Source organism: Bacillus sp. FSL W7-1346 (assembly GCF_038593335.1).
GTDB classification, from domain to species: domain Bacteria; phylum Bacillota; class Bacilli; order Bacillales; family Bacillaceae; genus Bacillus; species Bacillus altitudinis.
In genome coordinates this window covers 2491542-2515185 of the sequence record NZ_CP151988.1, presented here as the reverse complement: position 1 = coordinate 2515185, position 23644 = coordinate 2491542, and the positions used below count along the sequence as shown (strand labels likewise).

The 23644-nt window shown below is 40.7% G+C and carries 21 protein-coding genes and 1 other annotated feature; of the genes, 20 read left to right on the top strand and 1 reads right to left on the bottom strand.

Going from position 1 to position 23644, the window contains the following annotated elements; translation table 11 throughout:
- Positions 1 to 276 precede the first annotated feature (276 nt).
- The 9 genes from NST09_RS12975 to NST09_RS12935 all read left to right on the top strand — a co-directional run bounded on the left by NST09_RS12975 (position 277) and on the right by NST09_RS12935 (position 8556).
- Positions 277 to 1314: a hypothetical protein gene (locus NST09_RS12975; protein ID WP_116307245.1), complete on the top strand. Its 1038-nt coding sequence runs from the start codon at positions 277 to 279 to the stop codon at positions 1312 to 1314.
- Between the two features lie 65 nt (positions 1315 to 1379).
- Positions 1380 to 2006, top strand: coding sequence for a DUF4241 domain-containing protein (locus NST09_RS12970; RefSeq protein WP_216943175.1), 627 nt, complete (start codon positions 1380 to 1382; stop codon positions 2004 to 2006).
- Between the two features lie 246 nt (positions 2007 to 2252).
- Positions 2253 to 3512, top strand: coding sequence for a DUF1668 domain-containing protein (locus NST09_RS12965; protein WP_116307241.1), 1260 nt, complete (start codon positions 2253 to 2255; stop codon positions 3510 to 3512).
- Between the two features lie 254 nt (positions 3513 to 3766).
- A complete protein-coding gene (locus tag NST09_RS12960; protein ID WP_024427820.1) occupies positions 3767 to 3916 on the top strand; it encodes a teichoic acid D-Ala incorporation-associated protein DltX in 150 nt (49 codons plus the stop codon).
- Positions 3917 to 3930: 14 nt separating this feature from the next.
- Positions 3931 to 5436 (top strand): D-alanine--poly(phosphoribitol) ligase subunit DltA, encoded by a 1506-nt coding sequence (dltA, locus tag NST09_RS12955; protein ID WP_058213893.1) that lies wholly within the window; start codon positions 3931 to 3933, stop codon positions 5434 to 5436.
- A complete protein-coding gene (dltB, locus tag NST09_RS12950; RefSeq protein ID WP_025207735.1) occupies positions 5433 to 6617 on the top strand; it encodes a D-alanyl-lipoteichoic acid biosynthesis protein DltB in 1185 nt (394 codons plus the stop codon). The genes dltA and dltB overlap by 4 nt, the downstream gene beginning before the upstream one ends.
- 21 nt (positions 6618 to 6638) lie before the next feature.
- Positions 6639 to 6875: a D-alanine--poly(phosphoribitol) ligase subunit 2 gene (gene dltC, locus NST09_RS12945; RefSeq protein WP_017367737.1), complete on the top strand. Its 237-nt coding sequence runs from the start codon at positions 6639 to 6641 to the stop codon at positions 6873 to 6875.
- Entirely contained in the window at positions 6875 to 8041 is a 1167-nt protein-coding gene (gene dltD / locus NST09_RS12940) for a D-alanyl-lipoteichoic acid biosynthesis protein DltD (protein ID WP_017367736.1), read from the top strand. The genes dltC and dltD overlap by 1 nt, the downstream gene beginning before the upstream one ends.
- Before the next feature lie 95 nt (positions 8042 to 8136).
- The gene (locus NST09_RS12935) at positions 8137 to 8556 is read left to right on the top strand and encodes a YkvA family protein (RefSeq protein ID WP_058213892.1); all 420 of its coding nucleotides are present in this window, start codon (positions 8137 to 8139) and stop codon (positions 8554 to 8556) included.
- Positions 8557 to 8587: 31 nt separating this feature from the next.
- On the opposite strand, the gene NST09_RS12930 is transcribed toward NST09_RS12935, so the two are convergent.
- Positions 8588 to 9631 (bottom strand): lactonase family protein, encoded by a 1044-nt coding sequence (locus NST09_RS12930; RefSeq protein WP_060832486.1) that lies wholly within the window; start codon positions 9629 to 9631, stop codon positions 8588 to 8590.
- 432 nt (positions 9632 to 10063) lie between these two features.
- Here NST09_RS12930 and ilvE point away from each other — a divergent pair, with 432 nt between their 5' ends.
- The 11 genes from ilvE (at position 10064) to clpX (ending at position 23534) form a co-directional block, all read left to right on the top strand.
- Positions 10064 to 10978, top strand: coding sequence for a branched-chain-amino-acid transaminase (gene ilvE / locus NST09_RS12925; RefSeq protein ID WP_144610602.1), 915 nt, complete (start codon positions 10064 to 10066; stop codon positions 10976 to 10978).
- 8 nt (positions 10979 to 10986) lie between these two features.
- Positions 10987 to 11234, top strand: a binding site (T-box leader).
- A 122-nt stretch (positions 11235 to 11356) separates the two neighbouring features.
- Positions 11357 to 13081, top strand: coding sequence for an acetolactate synthase large subunit (gene ilvB / locus NST09_RS12920; protein WP_008342854.1), 1725 nt, complete (start codon positions 11357 to 11359; stop codon positions 13079 to 13081).
- Positions 13078 to 13596, top strand: a complete 519-nt coding sequence (gene ilvN, locus NST09_RS12915) for an acetolactate synthase small subunit (RefSeq protein WP_007501584.1) — start codon at positions 13078 to 13080, stop codon at positions 13594 to 13596. The genes ilvB and ilvN overlap by 4 nt, the downstream gene beginning before the upstream one ends.
- Positions 13597 to 13614: 18 nt before the next feature.
- Complete coding sequence (gene ilvC, locus NST09_RS12910) at positions 13615 to 14643, top strand: ketol-acid reductoisomerase (protein ID WP_007501581.1); 1029 nt, start codon at positions 13615 to 13617, stop codon at positions 14641 to 14643.
- A complete protein-coding gene (locus NST09_RS12905; protein WP_008342850.1) occupies positions 14630 to 16183 on the top strand; it encodes a 2-isopropylmalate synthase in 1554 nt (517 codons plus the stop codon). Before ilvC ends, NST09_RS12905 begins: the two co-directional genes overlap by 14 nt.
- Positions 16184 to 16201: 18 nt before the next feature.
- Positions 16202 to 17299, top strand: coding sequence for a 3-isopropylmalate dehydrogenase (leuB, locus tag NST09_RS12900; RefSeq protein ID WP_046344144.1), 1098 nt, complete (start codon positions 16202 to 16204; stop codon positions 17297 to 17299).
- A gap of 41 nt (positions 17300 to 17340) precedes the next feature.
- Positions 17341 to 18756: a 3-isopropylmalate dehydratase large subunit gene (leuC, locus tag NST09_RS12895; RefSeq protein WP_007501575.1), complete on the top strand. Its 1416-nt coding sequence runs from the start codon at positions 17341 to 17343 to the stop codon at positions 18754 to 18756.
- A gap of 15 nt (positions 18757 to 18771) precedes the next feature.
- Positions 18772 to 19371: a 3-isopropylmalate dehydratase small subunit gene (gene leuD, locus NST09_RS12890; protein ID WP_008342843.1), complete on the top strand. Its 600-nt coding sequence runs from the start codon at positions 18772 to 18774 to the stop codon at positions 19369 to 19371.
- A 123-nt stretch (positions 19372 to 19494) separates the two neighbouring features.
- Positions 19495 to 20502: a DNA damage checkpoint antagonist DdcA gene (gene ddcA, locus NST09_RS12885; RefSeq protein ID WP_008342841.1), complete on the top strand. Its 1008-nt coding sequence runs from the start codon at positions 19495 to 19497 to the stop codon at positions 20500 to 20502.
- Positions 20503 to 20742: 240 nt separating this feature from the next.
- A complete protein-coding gene (gene tig, locus NST09_RS12880; protein WP_025207732.1) occupies positions 20743 to 22017 on the top strand; it encodes a trigger factor in 1275 nt (424 codons plus the stop codon).
- A gap of 251 nt (positions 22018 to 22268) precedes the next feature.
- Positions 22269 to 23534: an ATP-dependent protease ATP-binding subunit ClpX gene (gene clpX, locus NST09_RS12875; RefSeq protein ID WP_017358145.1), complete on the top strand. Its 1266-nt coding sequence runs from the start codon at positions 22269 to 22271 to the stop codon at positions 23532 to 23534.
- Positions 23535 to 23644 lie beyond the last annotated feature (110 nt).

The following is a 23644-nucleotide window of genomic DNA, read 5'->3' as shown; positions in this document are numbered from 1 at the left end:
ATATTTTATAACTTCTGTAGTTATAAAGCAAGGGGAAAATGGATAGCACTATGATTTATTTTAAATTAGACAACTTACTTAAGCAAATAGGATGTTCTAGGAATAATTTCGCTAATACATCAGGAATAAGACCTAATACTATAAATGACATGTGTAACAATAAAACTAAGAGAATTGAAATTGAAACACTTATAGCTATTCTAAAAACTTTAAATGATATTAGCGATATACCTATCGTAATTGAAGATCTAATGGAATACAGGGAGTTGTAAAAATATGAATGTTGAGAAATTAATACATGAAACATGTAAAATTATCACAGAAGCAGATGACTTGAGTGAATACCAATCAGGTGATGAATTTGAAAATTATGTATATCACATAATGAACTCAATCTCTAGTGAATTAACTGTGGAACAGACCGGGAAGCAAACATTTCCTGATATAGTTATAAATGGATCGTACGGTGTGGAAGTAAAGTTTTCAAAAAATAAAAATTGGCAATCAGTAGGTAATAGTATCTTCGAAGGTACTTTAAAATCAAATGTGACTGATCAAATATATCTTGTTTTTGGACAGATGAATGGGAATAGAATAAATGTACGGTATAAAAAATATGAAGATGTTTTAGAGGATGTAAAGGTAACACACTCACCAAGATTCTTTATTAATATGGATATGCAAAAAGAAAATTCAATCCTACATAAAATTAATATGACCTATGATGAATTTAAGGTATTAGATTCAACTGATAAATCAAATAGAATAAAGGAATTTGTACGTTCCAACTTGAGGGAAGGTGAAGACTTATGGTGGCTGGATTCGAACGAAAATGAGGATATGGTTCCGAAGATAGTACAATTTAATTCATTAACAACAGAGGAGAAAAACAATAAAATTGCGGAATGCATGGTGCTTTTTCCAGAAATATTTATAGAAGGTAATAAAAATTATAAAAAAGGTTTCCCGAAGTATAGAAGAACCGTTTCTTATTTATTAACTAAATACCAGCTCGTTAGTCCCTCTATGAGAGATGAATTTTCAGCTGGTGGTACATCAGAAATATTAATTGATGGCCATGAATATAATTTGTCAAAGGTTCTAATGCTTCTTAATAAGAATGCAATTCTTATTAAAGAAAAACTACAAGAACTAGATATAGGATTATTATGTGAAAGTTGGGGAGTACAAAAACCTGTTACAGGAGATGAAATAGAAAGCATTTGGTTGAAAGAAATAAATAAGTATGGATATAGAAAATGTATGAACAATTCAATAAAACCTGAAGATGTATATAAGAATGGTTTAATTTAATAAATGTTTGTATAAAGCAAACCTATATGTTTTCCTTGAAAGGAATGATCACATGTATAACATAAATCCCGCACCACCTACTATATAAAGGTAAAGAGACAAACTTCTCAGAAGGTGACCAATTATTTGCAAAACAGTTAGGCTATATCGAGATCACGAGCTGTCATATCGTTGCTTGTGACCCTTTTGTTTCAGAGGGAGATCAATCTTTTTCTAGGAAAGTTCATCTAGCGAAATATCCTATTCTACTTATGGTTAAGCGGTTAGAAAGCGACGACGAACGCATAGCCTATGCAATGATCAAGTTTACAAACGAGCAAGTAGTAGAATGGGAGCTTGTCACAAGAGCGGGGCAGGAACTCAAACATTTGAAAGAAGACGAGTTTTACGGCTACGGTGTAAATACGGGTATGGGCTCTTTCATGGATGCGGAAGCAGCACTATATTTACAAGCTTATGAGGATAAGCGCTATAAAGAGGACAATGATTTCTATCTTTATGAGGAATTTGCAGAAGCGCTTGAGCAAAACTACAAGCACACTTGGGACTGGCTTGTCACCCGTTTTCATGACAAGGTGGACATTGCCATGTTTACAACAGGCTTCGATGATGGGATGTATTCAAGCTTTTGGGGGCTGGATGAAAACGGGGATCCTGCTTGTCTTGTGACGGATTTTCTTATAGTGGACTGATGAGAAACCCATGAAACTATGGGTTTTTTTATTTGTTTCTGAATATCGTGTCTTTATAGAAATCGTGAAGGAGATAAAGTTGAAATAAATAAAAGTTGAACGGAAGAAAAATAGATAAACATACAACGATTAGTGAATCGGTATTAGATAATAAAGTGTTAAATTATTAAAAATATAACAAAAGTATGAAGAAAGTCATGAAAAAACCGATAAATGTTGAGTACACAATTTTAAGGAGTGATTTTCTTGAAAAGATTAGGATTAATATTCTTCCTATTAATCTCGTCATTAATTTATCCGTTACATTCAGTAAAAGCAGACACAGTAGAATGGAAAGAACAAGCAGATTTGCCAGAGGCACGTGTTGGTGCTAGTAGTGGCGTAGTTGACGGCAAGATATATATCATAGGAGGTCAGGGGCCAACTCAACGACAAGGTGCAGATCAAACTTTTGTTTATGATCCTGAGAAAAATGAATGGTCAAGTAAAACATCAATGCCAACTCCTAGATATGGGGCTGCTACGGCAATTTTAAATGACCAAATATATGTCATAGGTGGAATGTCTACAGATGGAGTAGTAAAGACAGTAGAAGTTTATAATACTAAAAATGATTCGTGGGAAAAGCTTGAAGATATTCCGTTGGAAACAAAAGTCTCACCATATAGAATATATGCGAGCAGTGTAAAAGGGAAAATTTTAGTTGTCGCAAAAGAGGGTAACTATCAAATGAAAACATACAGCTATGACCTAGACACGAAAAAATGGGAAAAGAAAAGTTCTTTAGATTATATTGTGACTGCCGGAACGTTAAATGAGATAGATGGTAAGTTATATTTATCTGGAGGGACAGAGGCTTTAAATAAAATGATCGGTGAATACGATCCTGACACAGATACGTGGATGAAAAAGCAAGGTGGTTGGTCAGCGGGGTATTATGCGACAGCTGTTTACAATAATAAAGTTTTACTTACAGGTGGAACTGCTAGATTATCGGTACATGATGTAATTTTAGGAACAAGGTATAGCGTTCAAACACCTAAAACCTTTTATAGAAAGGGACACTCCGCTGCTATTGTCAATGATAATCTTTATATCATTGGGGGAGAAGAAAACACAAATGGTGATATGCCTCGCGCAAGAGAAAAATTTAAATCTGTCATATCACTTTCTCTAAAAGACGCATTACCTCAAGAAAACAACACAGAAACCCCAGGCGACAAAGACCCAGAACCAACCACACCACCAAAAGACGATAAAACAGATGAAGACGGCGATGCTCTTCTCATCATCACAATGGTCAATGGTTTGCAAAAAGAGTATGACCTTTCAATGAAAGAAGTCAACGCCTTTCTATCCTGGTACAAAAAACGTGATGCCGGCGAAGGTCCTGGGTTTTATGAAATTGACGAGCATGACAACAACAAAGGCCCTTTTGAAAGCAAAAAGGACTATGTGGTATTCAACAACATTCTCATGTTCGAAGTGAATAAATATAAAAAGTAAATAACATCAAAGCCATCTAGTCTAACTAGGTGGCTTTTGCGTTTGTTCGACAGCTTTCACCAATTTTAAGGCAAATTTAAGCTTCTATTTCATTTCAATTACATTAAATCTTTGTTACAATAAGACAGCTTTGCCTGAAGACACGTTCATACTTTGGACATCTTTTTTTCATCAATTCTTAAAATTTTTATGTTTTGATATGAAACTCTTTTGATGATCCATGCGTCTTTATAAGTGTCAAAAGAAAAGAGGTTATCAATATGCTATTCAAAAAGCTATCAGAAAATAAGTCTGTAAAATGGATAGGATATACAAGCTTTTACTTACTTATTTTGCTATTATTGTTCTTTATTTACGGATTCCATACAGCAAATACGGGATCATTCATTTACAACGATTTTTAATTGGAGATTAAACTATGAAACTATTACACACGATTCATGAATACCAACAAACGAAACCGACACAGCCAGCATTTGTTTCTCAACATGCTTCGATCACATATGATGAGCTTTGGCGTCTATCAGACCAAATGGCTGGTGCGATCGATGCAGTCGCAGCTGGCAGTGAACCTGTCATTGTCTACGGTCATATGGAGCCAGAGATGCTGATTTCTTTCTTAGGTACTGTGAAATCAGGCAGACCCTATATTCCGGTCGATATCTCCATACCTGTCGAGCGCATCGTCTCAATCATTGAAAGCTCAAAAGCCAGTCTATTGATATGTGCAAATGAGCAGAATGTATTAGATGTAGAAGAACATATTGAAGTGAAGAGTGCGGCATCGCTTTTAGCACTTGAAAAAGAAGCACCCCCATCCACGCAGTGGGTTCAACAAGATGATGTTTTCTACATTATTTACACGTCTGGCAGTACCGGAAAACCGAAAGGCGTTCAGGTAACAGCCAATAATTTAGAAAGTTTTACAGAGTGGATGTGCCGCGATTTCCCAATTGGTGAGGGGCGCACGTTCTTAAATCAAGCGCCGTTTTCTTTTGACTTATCAGTGATGGATCTCTATCCAACGCTTCAATCAGGCGGCACGCTTTACTGTTTAGTGAAAGATCTTGTGAATAAGCCGAAGGATATGTTTGCAGCGCTTGGTCAATCTGACGTTGAAGTGTGGACATCCACACCTTCCTTTGTGCAAATGTGCTTAATGGATCCTTCCTTTACAGGGGAGCTTTTACCAAAGCTAAACGTTTTCCTTTTCTGCGGTGAGGCACTTCCTGTCTCTGTAGCAAGTGCGCTTCTTGAGCGTTTTCCTAAGGCGCAGGTCTTTAATACGTATGGTCCAACTGAAGCAACTGTTGCGATTACATCGATTGAAGTCACGCAGGAGATTCTTGATCAGCACGATTCTTTACCAGTGGGTTATGCCAAACCGGATACAGATATCGTCATTTTAGATGAAGAAGGCAAGACACTCCCTGATGGGGAAAAAGGGGAAATTGTCATCGTGGGGCCAAGCGTCACGAGAGGCTACTTAGGTGAACAAGCCTTAACGGATAAAGTGTTCTTTGAATACGAAGGACGCCCTGCTTACCGCACAGGTGACGCAGGTGTGGCGCAGGATGGTTTGATTACGTGCCACGGTCGTCTGGACTATCAAATTAAGCTACATGGATACCGCATGGAGCTTGAAGAAATTGAATATCATGTAAGCGAGACAACCTATGTCAATGCTTGTGTGATTGTGCCGTTTCAGCCAAACGGGCATGTGGAGTACTTAATTGCAGCAATTGTCCCAACTGAGCATTCCTTTGAAAAAGAATATCAGCTGACAAGTGCGATTAAGAAAGAAATGGCGGATTCACTGCCTGCGTACATGATTCCAAGAAAGTTTGTTTATCTTGAGCAGCTGTACATGACGCCAAACGGGAAGGTTGACCGTAAAAGAATCGCGAAAGAGGTTCTTCTATGATTCCGTTTAGTTCATTCTTTTTCTTCATTCTAATTGGTATTCTTCTTTTGCCGACGATGATTCTTGGTCTTCGCGGCAAAAGAATGCAGGGCTACAACATGTTTGCAACGGTTGTGGCACTCGCGCTTATTTTCTCAAAGGATGCACATGGCGCTTTGCTGCTGTTCTTGTTTACAGTATGGCAAGTCTTGATCATCCGCCTATACCTTGCGTACCGGTTGAAGGCGAACAAGGCGTCTGTCTTCTATATGGCAGTGGTGGCATCTATTTTGCCGCTTGTGCTATCAAAGGTTTTACCGTTCTTTTTAACTCATCAGCCGCATCAACCGCCACCAATGAACTGGCTGAGCTTTTTGGGGATCTCGTACTTAACATTTAAAGGTGTTCAGTTAATTATCGAGACGAGAGACGGCTTGATTAAAAAGAAAATCCCGATTCACCGTTTGGTCTATTTCATCGTCTTTTTCCCGACGATTTCGTCAGGTCCAATTGACCGTTACCGCCGGTTTGAAAAGGATATGGATACACCGCCTGAAAAGGAAGTGTACAGTGATCTTTTATATGCAGGGATTCATAAAATTTTTATCGGGTTCTTATATAAGTTCATTATTGGTTATCTCATTCACACATATATTCTCATGAATATTCATCACATTAGCAGCAGTCACTTTGTTCAACAGTTAACGTATATGTATGCGTACAGTATGTATTTGTTCTTTGACTTTGCTGGTTATACAGCGTTCGCTGTTGGTGTGAGTTATATCATGGGCATTAAATCACCAGAAAACTTTAATAAACCGTTTATCAGCCGTAATATTAAAGACTTCTGGAATCGCTGGCACATGTCGCTATCCTTCTGGTTCAGAGATTATGTGTTTATGAGATTTGTGTTCTTTATGACAAAGAAGAAGTGGATCAAGAACCGGATGGCTGTATCAAATATTGGGTACTTTGTCCTCTTTCTATTGATGGGTGCTTGGCATGGTCTCGCCCTTCAATATATTATTTACGGACTATACCATGCAGTTGTGATGTCCGGTTACAATTTATTTGAGAAGTGGAATAAAAAGCACAAGTGGTGGCCGGATAATAAGGTCACAATGGTTGTGTCGATCATTATTACATTCCACGTCATTTGTTTCGGTTTTTATATTTTTTCAGGAAAACCATTTCATCATTAATGGATAAGGGAGTAGAAAATTATGGAATTTAAAAATCAAGTATACGGTATTATTGCAGAGGTTTGTCAGGATGACGTTGTGAAAGAAAATCCAGAGATTGCGATTTTTGAAGAAGGTCTTCTTGATTCATTTGGTACAGTTGAATTGCTCATGGCAATTGAAAGTCAGCTAGGAATTATGGTTCCAATTACAGAATTTGATCGTGATGTGTGGGATACACCGAATCACATTGCTGAGCAGCTGGCAGAGATGAAGTAATGAAAAAGCGTTTTTTTGGGCCGCTTATTTTAGCGGCTGTTCTATTCATTGGTGTTCTTCTTGTACCAAATACATGGCTCTCACATCTGATCCCAAAAGACAAATTACAAAAGTCAGCCACAGAATTAGATCCAGGGATGTTCCAAGGGCTTTATTTACAAGATGAAATGCTAAAAGATCCAACTTATTTGCCGATCTATGGGTCTTCTGAACTCTCACGTTTTGATCCATATCACCCTTCGAATTTCTTTCATGAAAATCCTCAAGGGTTTACACCTTATCTTGTTGGAAAAGGTGGATCGCAATCATTAATTCATGCCATGAACTTTGCAGCGCATATGGATGAATTAAAAGGGAAAAAGCTTGTGTTTATCGTGTCCCCGCAGTGGTTTGTCAAATGGGGATCAGACGAGAATCACTTTGCTCCTAACTATTCAGCGCTTCAGGCGCTTGATCTCGCTTATAATAAAGAAATTGATCCAGCTGTGAAAAAAGAGCTCATCAAAAGAATCATGAAGTTTAAGGCAGTAAAGAACGACATGGTCATCACAGAGCTTTTTAAAGCAGAGCTTTCTGGGAACAAATTCGCCTATGGCGCGATTTCTCCTATTGCAAAAATGTATTATGGCATGCTTCAAAAGAAAGACATGTACTATACGATCGGGTCTGGGCATGAGCGCAAGCTTCGTCCGTCTCCTTCAGTGAAAGGGAAAACATGGACTGAGCTTGAAAAAGAAGCGAGCGTATTAGGATCTGAAAAAGCAGGGGACAACCCGTTTTATATTGATCAGAGACTGTTTGACCGCAAGCTGAAGCCGATCATGAAAAAGATGAAGGATTCTCGTCGCGACAATTCTTATGCAGAATCACCTGAATATAAAGATTTCCAGATCATGCTGGATATTTTAAAACAGGCAGGGGCGAAGCCTTTATTTGTGACGATTCCCGTCAACGGAAAATGGTATGATTACACTGGTTTTCCGAAAGAGGGACGTACAGATTATTATCAAAAAATCAATCGTCAAATTCGAGATAATGGGTATGAAGTCGCAGATTTGACTTCTCATGAGTATGACCCATATTTCTTTAAGGATACGATTCATGTGTCGTATAAAGGATGGGTATACATCGATAAGGCGATCGAAAAATTTTACAAAGAGCAGTAGATTGCAGCAGCTTTCTGCTGCTTTTTGTTTGTCGAATGAGTGGATTTCTTGTATAAATAAGGTGGAAGGGCTATGCTGAATATGGAGGCGATACGATGAATCGTTCTGAGAAAAAAGAACTATTAAAGCGTTCAAAGAAGCATTTTAATGATCATGCCTTTTGGAAAAAGTTAAAAAAGACGGCACAAAAAGCTGGAGTTTCTCTTGTCTATGCTGTGTTATTACTTTATTATACATTGCAAAAACCCGAAGTACCGGTTAAAGCGAAAACCCTCATCATTGGGGCGCTAGGGTACTTTATCCTTCCGATTGATCTGATCCCTGATACATTGGTGGGGATCGGCTACACAGATGATCTAGGCGCCATCACATTTGCTCTGCTTCAAGTGGCAATGTACATTGATGACGATGTCAAAGGAAAAGCGAAAGACAGGCTTGGAAAATGGTTCGGTGAAAAAAGCGATACGTCTTTCATTGATCAAAAGCTTGAAGATGGCGGTATGCCGTCTGCTTAAAGAAAAGCCTCCTAACCGGAGGCTTTTTTCATTATCCTAAAAATTTCACGCAAACCGGATGCGGAACGGTGATGTCTGATTGTAAGACAGTGAGTCTACCGGTTTCTTTGTCACGTTTGTATAACACAAGGTTGCTAGATTCTTGGTTTGAACCAACGAGAAATTCTTCTGTTGGATCAAGGACAAAGTCTCTAGGCCAATTTCCTTCAGATGAAGCAATTTCAACGAGGCTTAGTTTGCCGTCATGATCTGCTTTGAAAATGGCAATGCTGTCATGTCCACGATTTCCTGCATACACAAATTGACCGTCAGAAGACACATGAATGGCGCTGCCTTGATTATTCTCTGTGAAGTCATTAGGAATGGTTGCGATCGTTTGGATCTCTTCGAAATGACCATCTTCAAAGTAACGAAGTACAATGACCTCTGAGCTGAGCTCTGTCATGACATAGGCCACAGGTTTCGTTGGGTGGAATGTGATATGACGAGGGCCGCTGCCTGGTTTTGTTTCAAATGTATGGGCAAGCTCAAGTTTGCCGTTTTCTTTCTTATACGTATAAATACCGTCTGTGCCAAGGTCAACAGCCACTGCAAATTGTTCATCAGGTGTCAAACCCATAAAGTGAGTGTGCGGTTTTTCTTGACGGTCTTCGTTTGGTCCAGTGCCTTCATGCTGCGCCTGTGACAGCGTGCGGATCACTGAGCCGTTTTCAGCATCAATTTCGTACATCTCTGCTGTTCCTTTATGATAGTTTGCTGTAAACGCTATTTTCGTTTGGCTGTCCACGCTGACGTGACAAGGAGAAGCCCCATCGGCAAGCTCTTGGTTGATGAATCGAAGTGCGCCGGTGTCGGCATCAATTTGATACGCAGCAAGACCGCCTTGTGCTCCTTCTTTCACAACAGCATACACAAACTTTTGAGAATCTGAGACAGTTAAATATGTAGGATTTTCAAGTTCTGCAGCCACTTCTACTTGTTCAATCTGCTGCTTGTCCGTATTTAAAGTAAAAGAATAGATTCCTTTGCTGTCTCCCTTTGTATACGTTCCGATATAACCTCTGATGTTAGCCATGTATTGCCCTCCTTCTATTAGATGCTCTCATTCTATCACAAATTCATAGGAAAACGCTTTAGAAAGGCATGCTGAAGGAAAAAACAAACGCAATAAAATCTCACAATACTCTTCAAAAACCGTGTGAAAAAATCTCACAAAAGCTTGTTCAAAAGAAAACCGTTCATGTAGAGTAAATAAATTGAAGAAAAAATACAAAAAATTTTAAGTTTTTTCATTCCTTGTCTAGCAAAGGTGTAAGCGTATACATTTTATTTTGATTAGTCTAAATTGTCTAATAATTTTAAAAATGCTGTTGACACTGTATGGAAAGCGGCGTAAGATGGGTTCAACAAAAGCAAACAGACACGCAGAGTAAGCGTGAGACACTTCAATATAAAGTGTCTGAAAATTCAACTACTTTTTGTTTGAAAGAGAGGGTGCTCACTGAAGATGGAAGACCAAAAGGAACAGTGGATCTTTTTAAACGATGAACTCGTGAAAAAAGAGGATGCGAAAATTTCAGTTTATGATCATGGCTTCTTATATGGTGACGGTGTGTTCGAAGGAATACGTGTATATAACGGAAATATCTTTCGAATGAAAGAACATTTAGACCGCCTGTATGATTCCGCTAGATCGATTATGCTGAACATTCCATATTCACTTGAGGAGCTCACTGAAAAAATGATTCATACAGTTGAAAGGAACGGCCTAAAAGATGCCTATATCCGCCTTGTTGTCTCAAGAGGAGCCGGTGATCTTGGCTTAGATCCAAACAACTGCGGGAGAGCCAACACAGTGATCATTGTAGAGCCGCTGGCCATCTTTCCAAAGCACCTATATGAAACAGGTATTGATATTGTGACAGTACCAACGAGGCGAAATCGTCCTGACGTACTAAGTCCAAAAGTGAAATCATTAAACTATTTGAATAACATCCTTGTCCGAATCGAAGCCCATATGGCCGGTGTGAGTGAAGCGCTGATGCTGAACGATCAAGGGTACGTGGCAGAAGGTTCTGCAGACAATGTGTTTATTTATAAAAAAGGTAAGCTCTATACACCGCCAGGTTATATCGGCGCTCTTGAAGGCATCACAAGAAATGCCATCATGGAGATTGCAGAAGACTTAGGCTACGAAGTGAAAGAAGAACCTTTCACAAGACATGATGTGTATACAGCTGAAGAAGTCTTCCTGACAGGAACCGCTGCCGAAGTCATTGCTGTTGTAAAAGTTGACGGTCGTATCATTGGCGAAGGAAAACCAGGGTTCCACACAAACAAACTTCTTGAACAATTCCGCGAGCGAGTCGTTGAAGAGGGAGAAAAAGTAGTCTTTACCGATGAGAACATTCACGCAAGCTAAATAGATATCGATAAACGTTGAAGAGGACTAGTAGCTTTAGAGTCAGTATCTACAGAGAGCCGGTGCTAGCTGGAAACCGGTGTTACTTTCTAAAGTGAACTCACCTCTGAGTGTCTGCTTGAAATGATAGTAGGGCAGACCGAGTGACATTGCATCACTCGTTACCAAAATGGATGAAAGATGTCCATGAGACGGCAGCATGATTTGCCGTGAACAAGGGTGGTACCGCGAAAAACAAAGCTTTTTCGCCCCTTTGACCTAGTGAAAAGTAGTGTCATTGTGGGGTGAGAAGGCTTTTTTATATGGTCTCATATCTCTATCTTGAATGGAAAAGGGTGAAAGGACTTGACTGAAGCAAGACAAAGAGGAGGAAATCAAATGGGGACAAATGTACAAATGGAGACGGAAAAATCAAATGCACCACAAACGATGAACGGTGCACTCATGTTAATTGAAGCACTCAAAAGAGAAAAAGTAGAAGTCATTTTTGGTTATCCTGGCGGAGCCGTTTTACCGATCTACGATAAAATTTACGATTCTGGTTTATTTCATGTCCTGCCAAGACATGAGCAAGGAGCGATTCACGCAGCGGAGGGATACGCAAGAGTATCTGGTAAACCAGGCGTTGTAATTGCCACATCAGGACCGGGGGCAACCAACCTAGTCACAGGAATTGCAGATGCGATGATTGATTCACTACCAATGGTTATCTTCACTGGACAGGTGGCAACTTCAGTCATTGGATCAGATGCATTCCAAGAAGCAGATGTACTTGGTATCACAATGCCAATCACAAAACACAGCTATCAAGTGAGACGTCCAGAAGAGTTACCGGGTGTCATTAAAGAGGCATTTCACATCGCAACAACCGGCAGACCTGGTCCAGTCTTGATTGATATTCCAAAAGATGTCGCTGGCATTGAAGGGACATTTGAATACGATCAGCCAATCGATTTGCCAGGTTATCAGCCGAAAATTGAGCCGAATTATTTGCAAATTCGCAAGTTAGTAGAAGCTGTAAGCAGAGCAAAGAAACCAGTTATTCTTGCAGGAGCTGGCGTTCTTCACGGCAAAGCGTCGGAAGAATTAAGGCAATATGTAGAGCAGCAACAAATCCCTGTCGCTCATACATTGCTTGGGCTTGGTGGATTCCCGGCAAAGCATCCTCTTTTCCTAGGAATGGCGGGTATGCACGGCACATATGCAGCGAACATGGCACTACATCAATGTGACTTACTCATTTCAATCGGAGCGAGATTTGATGACAGGGTAACCGGCAACCTCAATCATTTTGCAAAGCATGCGAAGGTGGCTCACATTGACATCGACCCAGCGGAAATTGGTAAAAACATTCACACCCATATCCCAGTTGTTGGTGACAGTAAGCTAGTGCTTCAAGAACTGATCAAGCAGGACGGGAAACAAGGTGAATCAGACGAGTGGAAGAGCCAGCTAAATCAGTGGAAGGAAGAATATCCACTCTGGTATGTCGAAAACGAAGCTGAAGGCTTTAAGCCTCAAAAGCTGATCGAATACATTCATCAATTTACAAAAGGTGAAGCCATTGTGGCAACCGATGTTGGGCAGCATCAAATGTGGGCTGCACAGTTCTATCCATTTGAAAATGCCGATAAATGGGTGACATCTGGTGGGCTTGGCACAATGGGATTTGGTTTACCGGCAGCGATTGGCGCGCAGCTAGCTGATCAAGAGGCAACGGTTGTAGCGATTTTAGGAGACGGAGGTTTCCAAATGACCCTGCAAGAACTTGCCGTTATCCGTGAGCTGAACCTTCCAGTGAAAGTGATTGTTCTCAATAATCACAGTCTTGGAATGGTAAGACAATGGCAAGAAATTTTTTACGAAGAACGCTACTCACATTCTAAATTTTCAGAGCAGCCAGACTTCGTGAAATTATCTGAAGCTTATGGCATTAAAGGGATCAGAATCTCATCAGACGAAGAGGCCCAAGAAAAGCTAGAAGAAGCATTAACGTCTAGAGAGCCTGTTTTCATCGATGTCAATGTAGCGAGAGATGAGAAAGTATTCCCGATGGTAGCACCGGGGAAAGGACTTCATGAGATGGTGGGGGTGAAACCTTGAAAAGAATTATTGTGTTGACTGTATTAAATCGATCAGGCGTACTGAACAGAATCACAGGCCTTTTTACGAAAAGACACTACAACATTGAAAGCATTACGGTCGGCCATTCTGAGATTCAAGATGTATCACGCATCACGTTCGTCGTCCATGTAGACCAGGAGAAAGACATCGAACAGCTGACAAAACAGCTGAACAAACAAATCGATGTTCTGAAAGTAACAGACATTACAAACCAATCAATCGTTCAGCGAGAGCTGGCTTTGATAAAAGTCGTATCTGCACCAGCATCTAGAATGGAGATCACGGGTGTCATTGAACCGTTTAGAGCTTCTATTGTAGATGTGAGCAGAGAAAGTGTCGTCATTCAGGTGACAGGTGAGTCTTCAAAAATTGAAGCACTCATTGAATTACTTAAGCCATACGGCATTAAAGAAGTCGCCAGAACTGGCACCACGGCCTTTGCGAGAGATAATCAGCAAAAGCCGCAAACAAATAAAACAATTTCAATTGTCTAAACAAAAGGAGAGAGTCAAATGGTAAAAGTATATTATAACGGTGATATTCAAGAAAACGTATTAAACGGTCAAAAGGTAGCTATCATTGGTTACGGATCACAAGGTCATGCACATGCATTGAACTTAAAAGAGAGCGGCGTAGATGTGATTGTCGGTGTGAGAAAAGGCGGATCTTATACAAAAGCACAAGAAGACGGTCATCAAGTATTCACAGTAAAAGAAGCAGCAGCACAAGCAGATGTCGTCATGGTATTACTTCCTGACGAACAGCAAAAGAAAGTATATGATGAAGAAATCAAAGATCAATTAGAAGCAGGGAATTCACTTGTATTCGCACACGGATTCAACGTTCACTTCCATCAAATTGTTCCTCCAAGTGACGTAGATGTGTATCTTGTGGCTCCAAAAGGTCCAGGACATCTTGTAAGAAGAACATATGAGCAAGGCGCTGGTGTACCTGCACTATTTGCTATCTATCAAGACGTATCTGGTCAAGCGAAAGACAAAGCACTTGCTTATGCAAAAGCAATCGGCGGAGCAAGAGCGGGCGTTCTTGAAACAACATTTAAAGAAGAAACAGAAACGGATCTATTCGGTGAGCAGGCAGTTCTTTGTGGAGGTCTTACTTCATTAGTAAAAGCAGGTTTTGAAACATTAACAGAAGCTGGTTATCAGCCAGAGCTTGCATACTTCGAGTGTCTGCATGAACTGAAATTGATCGTTGACCTTATGTATGAAGAAGGATTAGAAGGTATGAGATATTCAATCTCTGATACAGCGCAGTGGGGTGACTTCGTATCAGGACCACGCGTTGTGGATGCAAAAGTAAAAGAATCAATGAAAGCAGTCTTGACTGACATCCAAAACGGAACATTCGCGAAAGAATGGATTGTTGAAAACCAAGTGAATCGTCCACGTTTCAATGCGATCAATGCAAATGAAAATGAGCACCAAATTGAAATCGTCGGAAGAAAGCTTCGTGAAATGATGCCTTTCGTTAAACAAGGAAAGAAAAAGGAAGCGGTGAGCGTCGGTGCGAAAAATTAATTTTTTTGACACAACACTTCGAGATGGAGAGCAATCACCAGGAGTGAACTTAAATGCACAAGAAAAGCTAATCATTGCTAAGCAGCTTGAGCGCCTTGGGGTTAATATTATTGAAGCGGGTTTTCCCGCTTCATCCCGAGGGGATTTCTTAGGCGTACAAGAAATTGCAAGAACGATTAAGAACTGTTCAGTTGCAGGACTTGCACGATGTGTGAAAGGTGACATTGATGCTGCATGGGACGCATTAAAAGATGGAGCTCAACCAAGAATACACGTCTTTATTGCGACTTCTGACATTCACCTCAAGCATAAACTAAAGAAAACACGTGAAGAAGTGGTTGAACAAGCTGTTTCAATGGTGAAATATGCGAAAGAGCGCTTCCCAGTTGTTCAGTGGTCAGCAGAAGATGCATGCCGGACAGATCTTTCTTTCCTAGCAGAAATTGTAGAAAAAGTGATCGACGCAGGCGCAAGTGTCATTAACTTACCTGACACTGTTGGATACCTAGCACCAAAAGAGTACGGAAATATCTTTAAATATATGAAGGAACACGTTCCAAATATCGATCAAGTCATCTTGTCAGCACACTGTCATGATGATTTAGGAATGGCTGTAGCGAACTCACTTGCTGCCATTGAAAACGGAGCAGATCAAATTGAAACAGCTGTCAACGGTATTGGAGAGCGCGCAGGAAATGCTGCTTTAGAAGAAATTGCAGTTGCCCTTCATATTCGCAAAGACTTTTACCAAGTCGAATCAACCATTCAGTTGAATGAAATTAAGCGCACAAGTGATGTAGTGAGCAAATACTCAGGTATGATTGTACCACGTAATAAAGCAGTCGTTGGAAACAATGCATTTGCCCATGAATCAGGTATTCACCAAGATGGATTCCTCAAAGAAAAAACAACCTATGAAATTATCTCTCCAGAGCTTGTAGGCGTCACAACAGATGTGCTTGTCCTTGGTAAACACTCCGGAAGACACGCGTTTAAAGACCGCTTAAAAACACTCGGCTTTAAATTGACTGAAGAAGAAATCAATAAGTTCTTCGAGACATTTAAGAACTTAACAGAGAAGAAGAAAGAAATCACAGATGATGATTTGATCTCTATTATATTAGAAGAAAAAGTAGCAGACCGGAAAATCGGCTATGAATTTGAAAGTCTTCAAGTTCACTATGGGACAGAGCAAATGCCGACAGCAACAGTCTCTCTTAAAAATCAAGAAACGCAGGAAGTCATTCAAGAAGCAGCTACAGGTGCAGGCAGTGTAGAAGCTGTGTACAACACGCTTGAGCGCTGTATGGAGGAAAGAATTCATTTGCTAGATTATCGTATTCAATCCAATGGAAAAGGCAGAGACGCACTAGCGGAAGTATATGTCACTGTTTCAATAGAAGGAAAAGAAACAGCAGGACGCGGTGTAGCGCAAGATGTGCTGGAAGCATCGGCTAAAGCTTACGTCAATGCAGTGAATAGACATTTAATCTTTAAATCAAACCTAATAGAAATTGAGAAACATCACGCCATCTCATAAGAAAGGAGGAAGGGACTCATGAAAAAGAAAATTGCACTTTTGCCCGGCGATGGAATCGGACCGGAAGTCGTCACATCAGCCGTCGCTGTCCTGAAAGAGACAGCGGCTCAATTTCAACACGAATTTGAATTCGAAACAGCTCTCATTGGCGGTATAGCGATAGATGAAAAAAACAATCCGCTCCCTAAAGAAACAGTAGAAGTGTGCAAAAGCGCAGATGCGATTTTATTAGGAGCCGTTGGCGGACCAAAGTGGGATCAAAACCCACCAGAGCTTCGCCCAGAAAAAGGATTGCTCTCCATTCGCAAGCAGCTGGACTTATTTGCGAACATCCGCCCTGTCAAAGTATTTGATAGTTTGAGTGAGGCTTCACCGTTAAAACAAGATCACATTAGCGGAGTAGATTTTGTCATCGTTCGTGAATTAACTGGAGGCCTCTACTTTGGCGAACCAAGTGAGCGCTACACGGATGATGAAGGAAAAGAAGCTGCGGTTGATACACTTCTTTATACAAAGGAAGAAATTGTTCGTGTATTAAAAGAAGCGTTCGACATGGCGTTAACGAGACGGAAAAAAGTAACGTCTGTGGATAAAGCGAATGTTCTCGCTTCAAGTAAATTATGGCGGGATGCGGTAGAAGAAGTTGCATCCCAATATCCAGATGTCGCATATGAGCACATGCTCGTCGATAATGCCGCGATGCAACTTATTTATAAGCCCGCTCAATTTGATGTCATCGTGACAGAGAATATGTTTGGTGACATTTTAAGTGACGAAGCATCTATGATTACTGGCTCACTCGGCATGCTGCCATCTGCTAGTTTATCAAGCACCGGCCTTCATTTATATGAGCCGATTCATGGTTCAGCACCCGATATTGCGGGGCAAAATGTCGCAAACCCTCTGGCTACTATATTGTCAGCAGCCAGCTTGCTTAGAACATCCTTTGCTCTAGAAGAAGAAGCGGCTGCAATTGAAGCAGCTGTGGAAGCCGTTCTTGCCTCTGGCAAACGAACAAAGGACCTAGCATCAAAAGAGGGAACGTATGAAACGACTGATGATATCACGAAAGCCGTTGTAGATGCACTCAAACAACGTACGAAATCAATTGTATAAATAGAAATCTTGTTGAATTAGGTAGAGGGAGGAAAAGGGTTATGCCTCGAACAATCATCGAAAAAATATGGGATCAGCATGTTGTCAAAAATGGCGAGGGAAAACCAGACCTTTTATATATTGATCTGCACTTGGTGCATGAGGTGACGTCACCTCAAGCATTTGAAGGATTAAGACAAAAAGGGCGCAAGGTGCGAAGACCACAAAACACATTTGCGACGATGGATCACAACATTCCGACTGTGAATCGATTTGTGATCAAAGATGAGATTGCGAAGAAGCAAGTCAGTGCTCTAGAGCGCAACTGTGCTGAATTCGGGGTCCGTCTAGCTGACCTTCACAGTGTAGACCAAGGAATCGTTCATGTCGTTGGACCAGAGCTTGGTTTAACACTTCCGGGGAAAACAATCGTGTGTGGAGATAGTCATACATCTACTCATGGCGCATTTGGTGCACTTGCCTTTGGGATTGGCACAAGTGAGGTTGAGCATGTACTTTCCACACAAACACTTTGGCAGCAGCGTCCGAAGACACTAGAAATTAGAGTAGACGGAACGCTTCAAAAAGGGGTAACAGCCAAAGATGTCATTTTGGCAGTCATTGGCGCACACGGCGTGAAGTTCGGTTCAGGTTATGTCATTGAATACACTGGGGAAGTATTCAGAAACATGTCAATGGATGAGCGGATGACCGTTTGTAATATGTCAATTGAAGCAGGCGCAAGAGCAGGATTGATCGCACCTGATGAAGTGACCTTTGAATATTGCCGCGGACGCAAATACGCACCGCAGGGTGAAGATTTTGAAGCAGCGATCAAAGAATGGAAAGAACTAAGAACAGATCCGGGTGCGACCTATGATAAAACCATTGTTTTAGATGGAAATCATATTTCACCAATGGTCACGTGGGGAATTAACCCAGGAATGGTGCTCCCTGTGGATGCAGCCATTCCAGGACCTGAAGACTTTGCACAAGAAGATGACCAAAAAGAAGCAAAGCGTGCTTATGAATACATGGGGGTTCACCCGCATCAGCGTATTGAAGATATTACGATTGAGCATGTGTTTATTGGCTCATGTACGAACTCAAGAATGACTGATTTACGCCAAGCCGCTTCTATGATTGAAGGCCAAAAAGTAGCCGATCATGTCAGAGCGATTGTGGTTCCTGGCTCACAAAGTGTCAAACTGCAAGCAGAAGAAGAAGGTCTTCATGAAATTTTCCTAGAAGCAGGATTTGAATGGAGAGAATCTGGCTGTAGTATGTGCCTCAGCATGAATAACGATGTGGTGCCAGAAGGTGAACGTTGTGCATCTACATCAAACCGTAACTTTGAGGGACGTCAAGGGAAGGGTGCAAGAACGCATCTAGTCAGCCCGGCAATGGCTGCAATGGCTGCCATACATGGCCGATTTGTCGATGTCAGGAAGTTTAATCAAGAGAAAACAGTCGTGTAAGGAGTTGTGTCATAGATGGAGCCTTTAGTCACTCATAAAGGAAAAGCCGCTGTGCTTAACCGTATAAATGTAGATACAGATCAAATCATTCCGAAACAATTTTTGAAAAGAATCGAACGAACAGGATATGGCCGATTTGCCTTCTTCGACTGGCGATATTTAGCAGATGGCAGTCCGAATCCAGATTTTGAACTCAATCAGCCGATTTATGAAGGAGCCTCTATTTTGATCGCAGGCGAAAACTTTGGCTGCGGATCATCAAGGGAACATGCGCCTTGGGCACTTGATGATTATGGCTTCAAAATTGTCATTGCCCCATCTTTCGCCGATATTTTCCATCAAAACTGTTTTAAAAACGGGATGCTTCCGATCCGCCTTGATTATGATGTGTGGAAAACGTTTGCTGCATCATATGAAAACAAAGGATATGAGATGACAGTTGATCTGGAAAAACAACAGATTCAAGACCATGAAGGGAATGTTACTCCTTTCGATGTAGATCCACACTGGAGAGAAATGCTCCTGAATGGCTATGATGAGATTTCATTAACATTGTTACTAGAAGATGAGATTCAAGCATTTGAAGAGAAACGTAGCAGCTGGCTGCGTGCATAAACAACGAGAAGCCGTCCCCGTGGTGTGACGGCTTCTTTTTTGCATGAAAACCTCTCGTTACTTGTGTTTACTAACCTTCGTTGGTAAACTGATAAAAAATATGCGCCCGAAAGGAACGTAAGCATGAAACATGACAAGAAGAAAGATAATGTCATTTTGTTTCCTGGTCTGAAAGAAAGACTGATTGAAAAAGGAATGGCAGCATTAAAAGATAAACAGTATCAAGAGGCGCTTCACTTATTTTCAGAAGCGAAATCGTATGATGACGATGAAGAATCCGATATTCATCTCGGTATGGCGATTTGTTTTCTAGAGCTTGGTGAGCTGCAGGATGCAAAGCGAGTCTGTGAAAAGATGCTACATGAAGGATATGGACACTATTTCACTGTGCTTCAAGTATATATGACCATCTTAATTCAGCTGAAAGAGTACGAGGAAGTCAAACAAACAATTGAGGCTGTCCTTGAAGAAAATCACCTTCCAGCAGAAAGCGCGGAGCATTTTTATAAACTGCTTGAATTTAGCAGAAAGATGATTGAATCACCAGAAGAGATTTTAGACGAAGACGAGGAAGGCAGCGGAGAAATCAATATAGATGAAATGCTCGAGCGGCCAGAAGAGCAGGTGCAGTTCATCCATTCGCTGAAAGACCGAAACATCACGCCGCATATGGGTCTATTAAATACGATCCTACAAAAGCCTGATGGAAACCCTTTGGTCAAATCATTGATCCTGCAACTTCTGTCAGATCATGATGTGGCAAAGCCGGTTCATGTGACGAAGTTCGGTGATTCTTTAACGCTTGTTCCTTCTGAGGCTGTCAAGCCAGAGCAAATGCCACTGCTTCAGCAAGTCCTTCGAAAGCTCGATGACACACTCGGCAATGAGAACCCAACCCTTTACCAAGGAGTTGAAGAGTTATGGCGCCGGCACTTATTTGTGCTATATCCATTTCTTCCTAAATATACGGATCCGAATCTTTGGGCTGCGGCACTTCATAAAGTCGGCTATGAAATGCATGGGATCGAGATTGATCTCGAAGAATTGCATTTATTGTATGATTTTAACGAACGAGAGCTGAGAGAAGCTTGTACAATGCTGAAAGATATTGAAGAAATTTCTTATTTGTAATTTGTCGATTTAGTTGAAAGACGGACTTGTTATGTTATAATATAATGGTTGTATTTGTGCATATATCGTGCGGTTGTAAGATTCCAACGGTTGAAAGACGTTATGTATAATCAAGTCAAAAGTTGTATACATAAGACCGCTTCTTTAGCGGAGTGCGTGGTTTTTGATTGGACGAAGTCTTTATGATGCTTTAGAATGTAACAACGCACAATCTGAATAGATTTTTGGAGGGAAACACACATGTCAGTAAAATGGGAAAAACAAGAAGGTAACGAAGGCGTCTTAACAGTAGAAGTTGACGCTGAAACATTTAACAAAGCACTTGATGATGCATTTAAGAAAGTAGTAAAGCAAGTATCAATCCCTGGATTCCGTAAAGGGAAAGTACCACGTGGTCTTTTTGAGCAGCGTTTTGGAGTAGAATCTCTTTATCAAGATGCACTAGATATTCTTCTTCCAGTTGAATATCCGAAAGCAATCGACGAAGCTGGTATCGAGCCGGTTGACCGCCCTGAAATCGATGTTGAGAAAATCGAAAAAGGCGAAAGCTTAATCTTCACTGCAAAAGTAACAGTGAAGCCAGAAGTAAAACTTGGTGACTACAAAGGTCTTAACGTAGAAAAAGACGACACATCTGTATCTGATGAAGATGTCCAAGAAGAGTTAAAAGCTATGCAAAACCGTCAAGCTGAGCTTGTTGTCAAAGAAGAAGGCGCAATCGAAAACGGCGATACAGTTGTTCTTGATTTCGAAGGATTCGTTGATGGAGAAGCATTCGAAGGCGGAAAAGCTGAGAACTACTCTCTTGAAGTAGGTTCTGGTTCATTCATCCCTGGTTTCGAAGAGCAATTGGTTGGTCTTGAAGCAGGTGCAGAAAAAGACGTTGAAGTGACATTCCCAGAAGAATATCATGCTGAAGACCTTGCAGGTAAACCAGCTGTATTCAAAGTGAAAATTCATGAAATTAAAGCAAAAGAACTTCCAACACTTGACGATGAGTTCGCTAAAGATGTTGATGAAGAAGTTGAAACGATTGCTGAATTAACTGAAAAAACGAAGAAACGTCTTGAAGAAGCAAAAGAAAACGAAGCAGAAGGCAAACTTCGTGAAGAGCTAGTAGCAAAAGCTTCTGAAAATGCGGAAGTTGACGTTCCTCAAGCGATGGTTGACACTGAGCTAGACCGCATGATGAAAGAATTCGAACAACGTCTTCAAATGCAAGGGATGAACCTTGAGCTTTACTTCCAGTTCTCTGGACAAGATGAAGATGCGCTAAAAGAGCAAATGAAAGAAGATGCTGCTAAACGCGTAAAATCTAATCTTACTCTTGAAGCAATTGCTGCTGCAGAAGACCTACAAGTGTCTGATGAAGAAGTGGAAGAAGAACTTTCAAAAATGGCTGAAGCATACAACATGCCAGTTGAAAATATCAAACAAGCGATCGGTTCTACTGAAGCAATGAAAGAAGATTTAAAAGTTCGTAAAGCAATTGATTTTCTTGTAGAAAACCGTTAATATGGTGCATAATAATAAAACAGGGCGCGAGTGACTCGTGCCTTGTTTTGTACAATTTTTGACTTATCATCGCTTCTTTTGGAAACGATAGTGTAAGTCGCATCTTTCTGTCATACATATCTCAATGTGCAGTGTTACAAACACATCATTACCGTCTTTTAGGAAAGTATGGTAAAATGCATACATACTGGACCCAGAAGGGTAGCTGACTGTTAGCTACAGGCAAGTGAAGAAGAATAAGGGGTGAAAGAATGTTTAAATTCAACGAGGAAAAAGGTCAATTAAAATGCTCGTTTTGCGGAAAAACGCAAGATCAAGTGCGTAAACTGGTCGCAGGACCTGGCGTATATATATGTGATGAATGTATCGAGCTTTGCACGGAAATAGTTGAAGAAGAGCTCGGTACTGAGGAAGAAGTTGAATTCAAGGATGTTCCGAAACCTCATGAAATCCGGGAAATTCTTGATGAATATGTCATCGGACAAGAGAATGCGAAGAAATCCTTAGCTGTAGCGGTTTATAACCATTACAAGCGGATTAATTCCAACAGTAAGATTGATGATGTTGAGCTTTCGAAAAGTAACATTTCTATGATTGGACCTACAGGAAGCGGTAAAACATTACTTGCTCAAACACTTGCACGTATTTTAAATGTTCCATTTGCGATTGCAGATGCGACGTCTTTAACAGAAGCAGGTTACGTTGGGGAAGACGTAGAGAATATTTTACTAAAGCTGATCCAAGCAGCAGATTATGATGTAGAAAAAGCTGAAAAAGGCATTATCTACATCGATGAGATCGATAAAGTAGCAAGAAAATCAGAAAACCCTTCTATCACTCGTGATGTATCTGGGGAAGGTGTACAGCAAGCCCTTTTGAAAATTCTTGAAGGAACAGTCGCTAGTGTACCGCCTCAAGGTGGACGTAAGCATCCTCATCAAGAATTCATTCAAATTGATACAACAAATATCCTCTTCATTTGTGGTGGAGCCTTTGACGGCATTGAGCAAATCATCAAACGCCGCCTAGGTCAAAAAGTGATTGGATTCGGTGCGGAAAATAAAATTGAAGATCTTGAAAAAGAAGTCCTTCTATCAAAAGTTCTGCCAGAAGACTTACTTCGCTTCGGTTTAATCCCAGAATTCATCGGTCGTCTTCCGGTTATTGCAAGCCTAGAGCCGTTAGATGAAAAAGCACTTGTAGAAATCTTGACGAAGCCTAAAAATGCGCTCGTTAAGCAATATACAAAAATGCTTGAGCTTGATGATGTTGAGCTTGAGTTTGAAGAAGATGCTCTTAGCGAAATTGCGAAAAAAGCAATTGAGCGTAAAACAGGAGCTCGTGGTCTTCGCTCCATCATTGAAGGCATCATGCTTGATGTGATGTTTGATCTTCCATCTCGTGATGATATTGAGAAATGTGTCATTACTGGTGAAACGGTTGCTGATGGTGAGCCGCCACGTCTTGTCTTAAAAGACGGTACAGTCGTGAATAAAGATACAAAAACATCAGCATAAGCCCATTTGAATGACTCCTGAATCTTTTGATTCAGGAGTTTTTTATTTATCGTGGAAGTTGTGTTTATTCCGTCCAGCTCTAGGAAATACTAGCAGACAGAAACCAATAC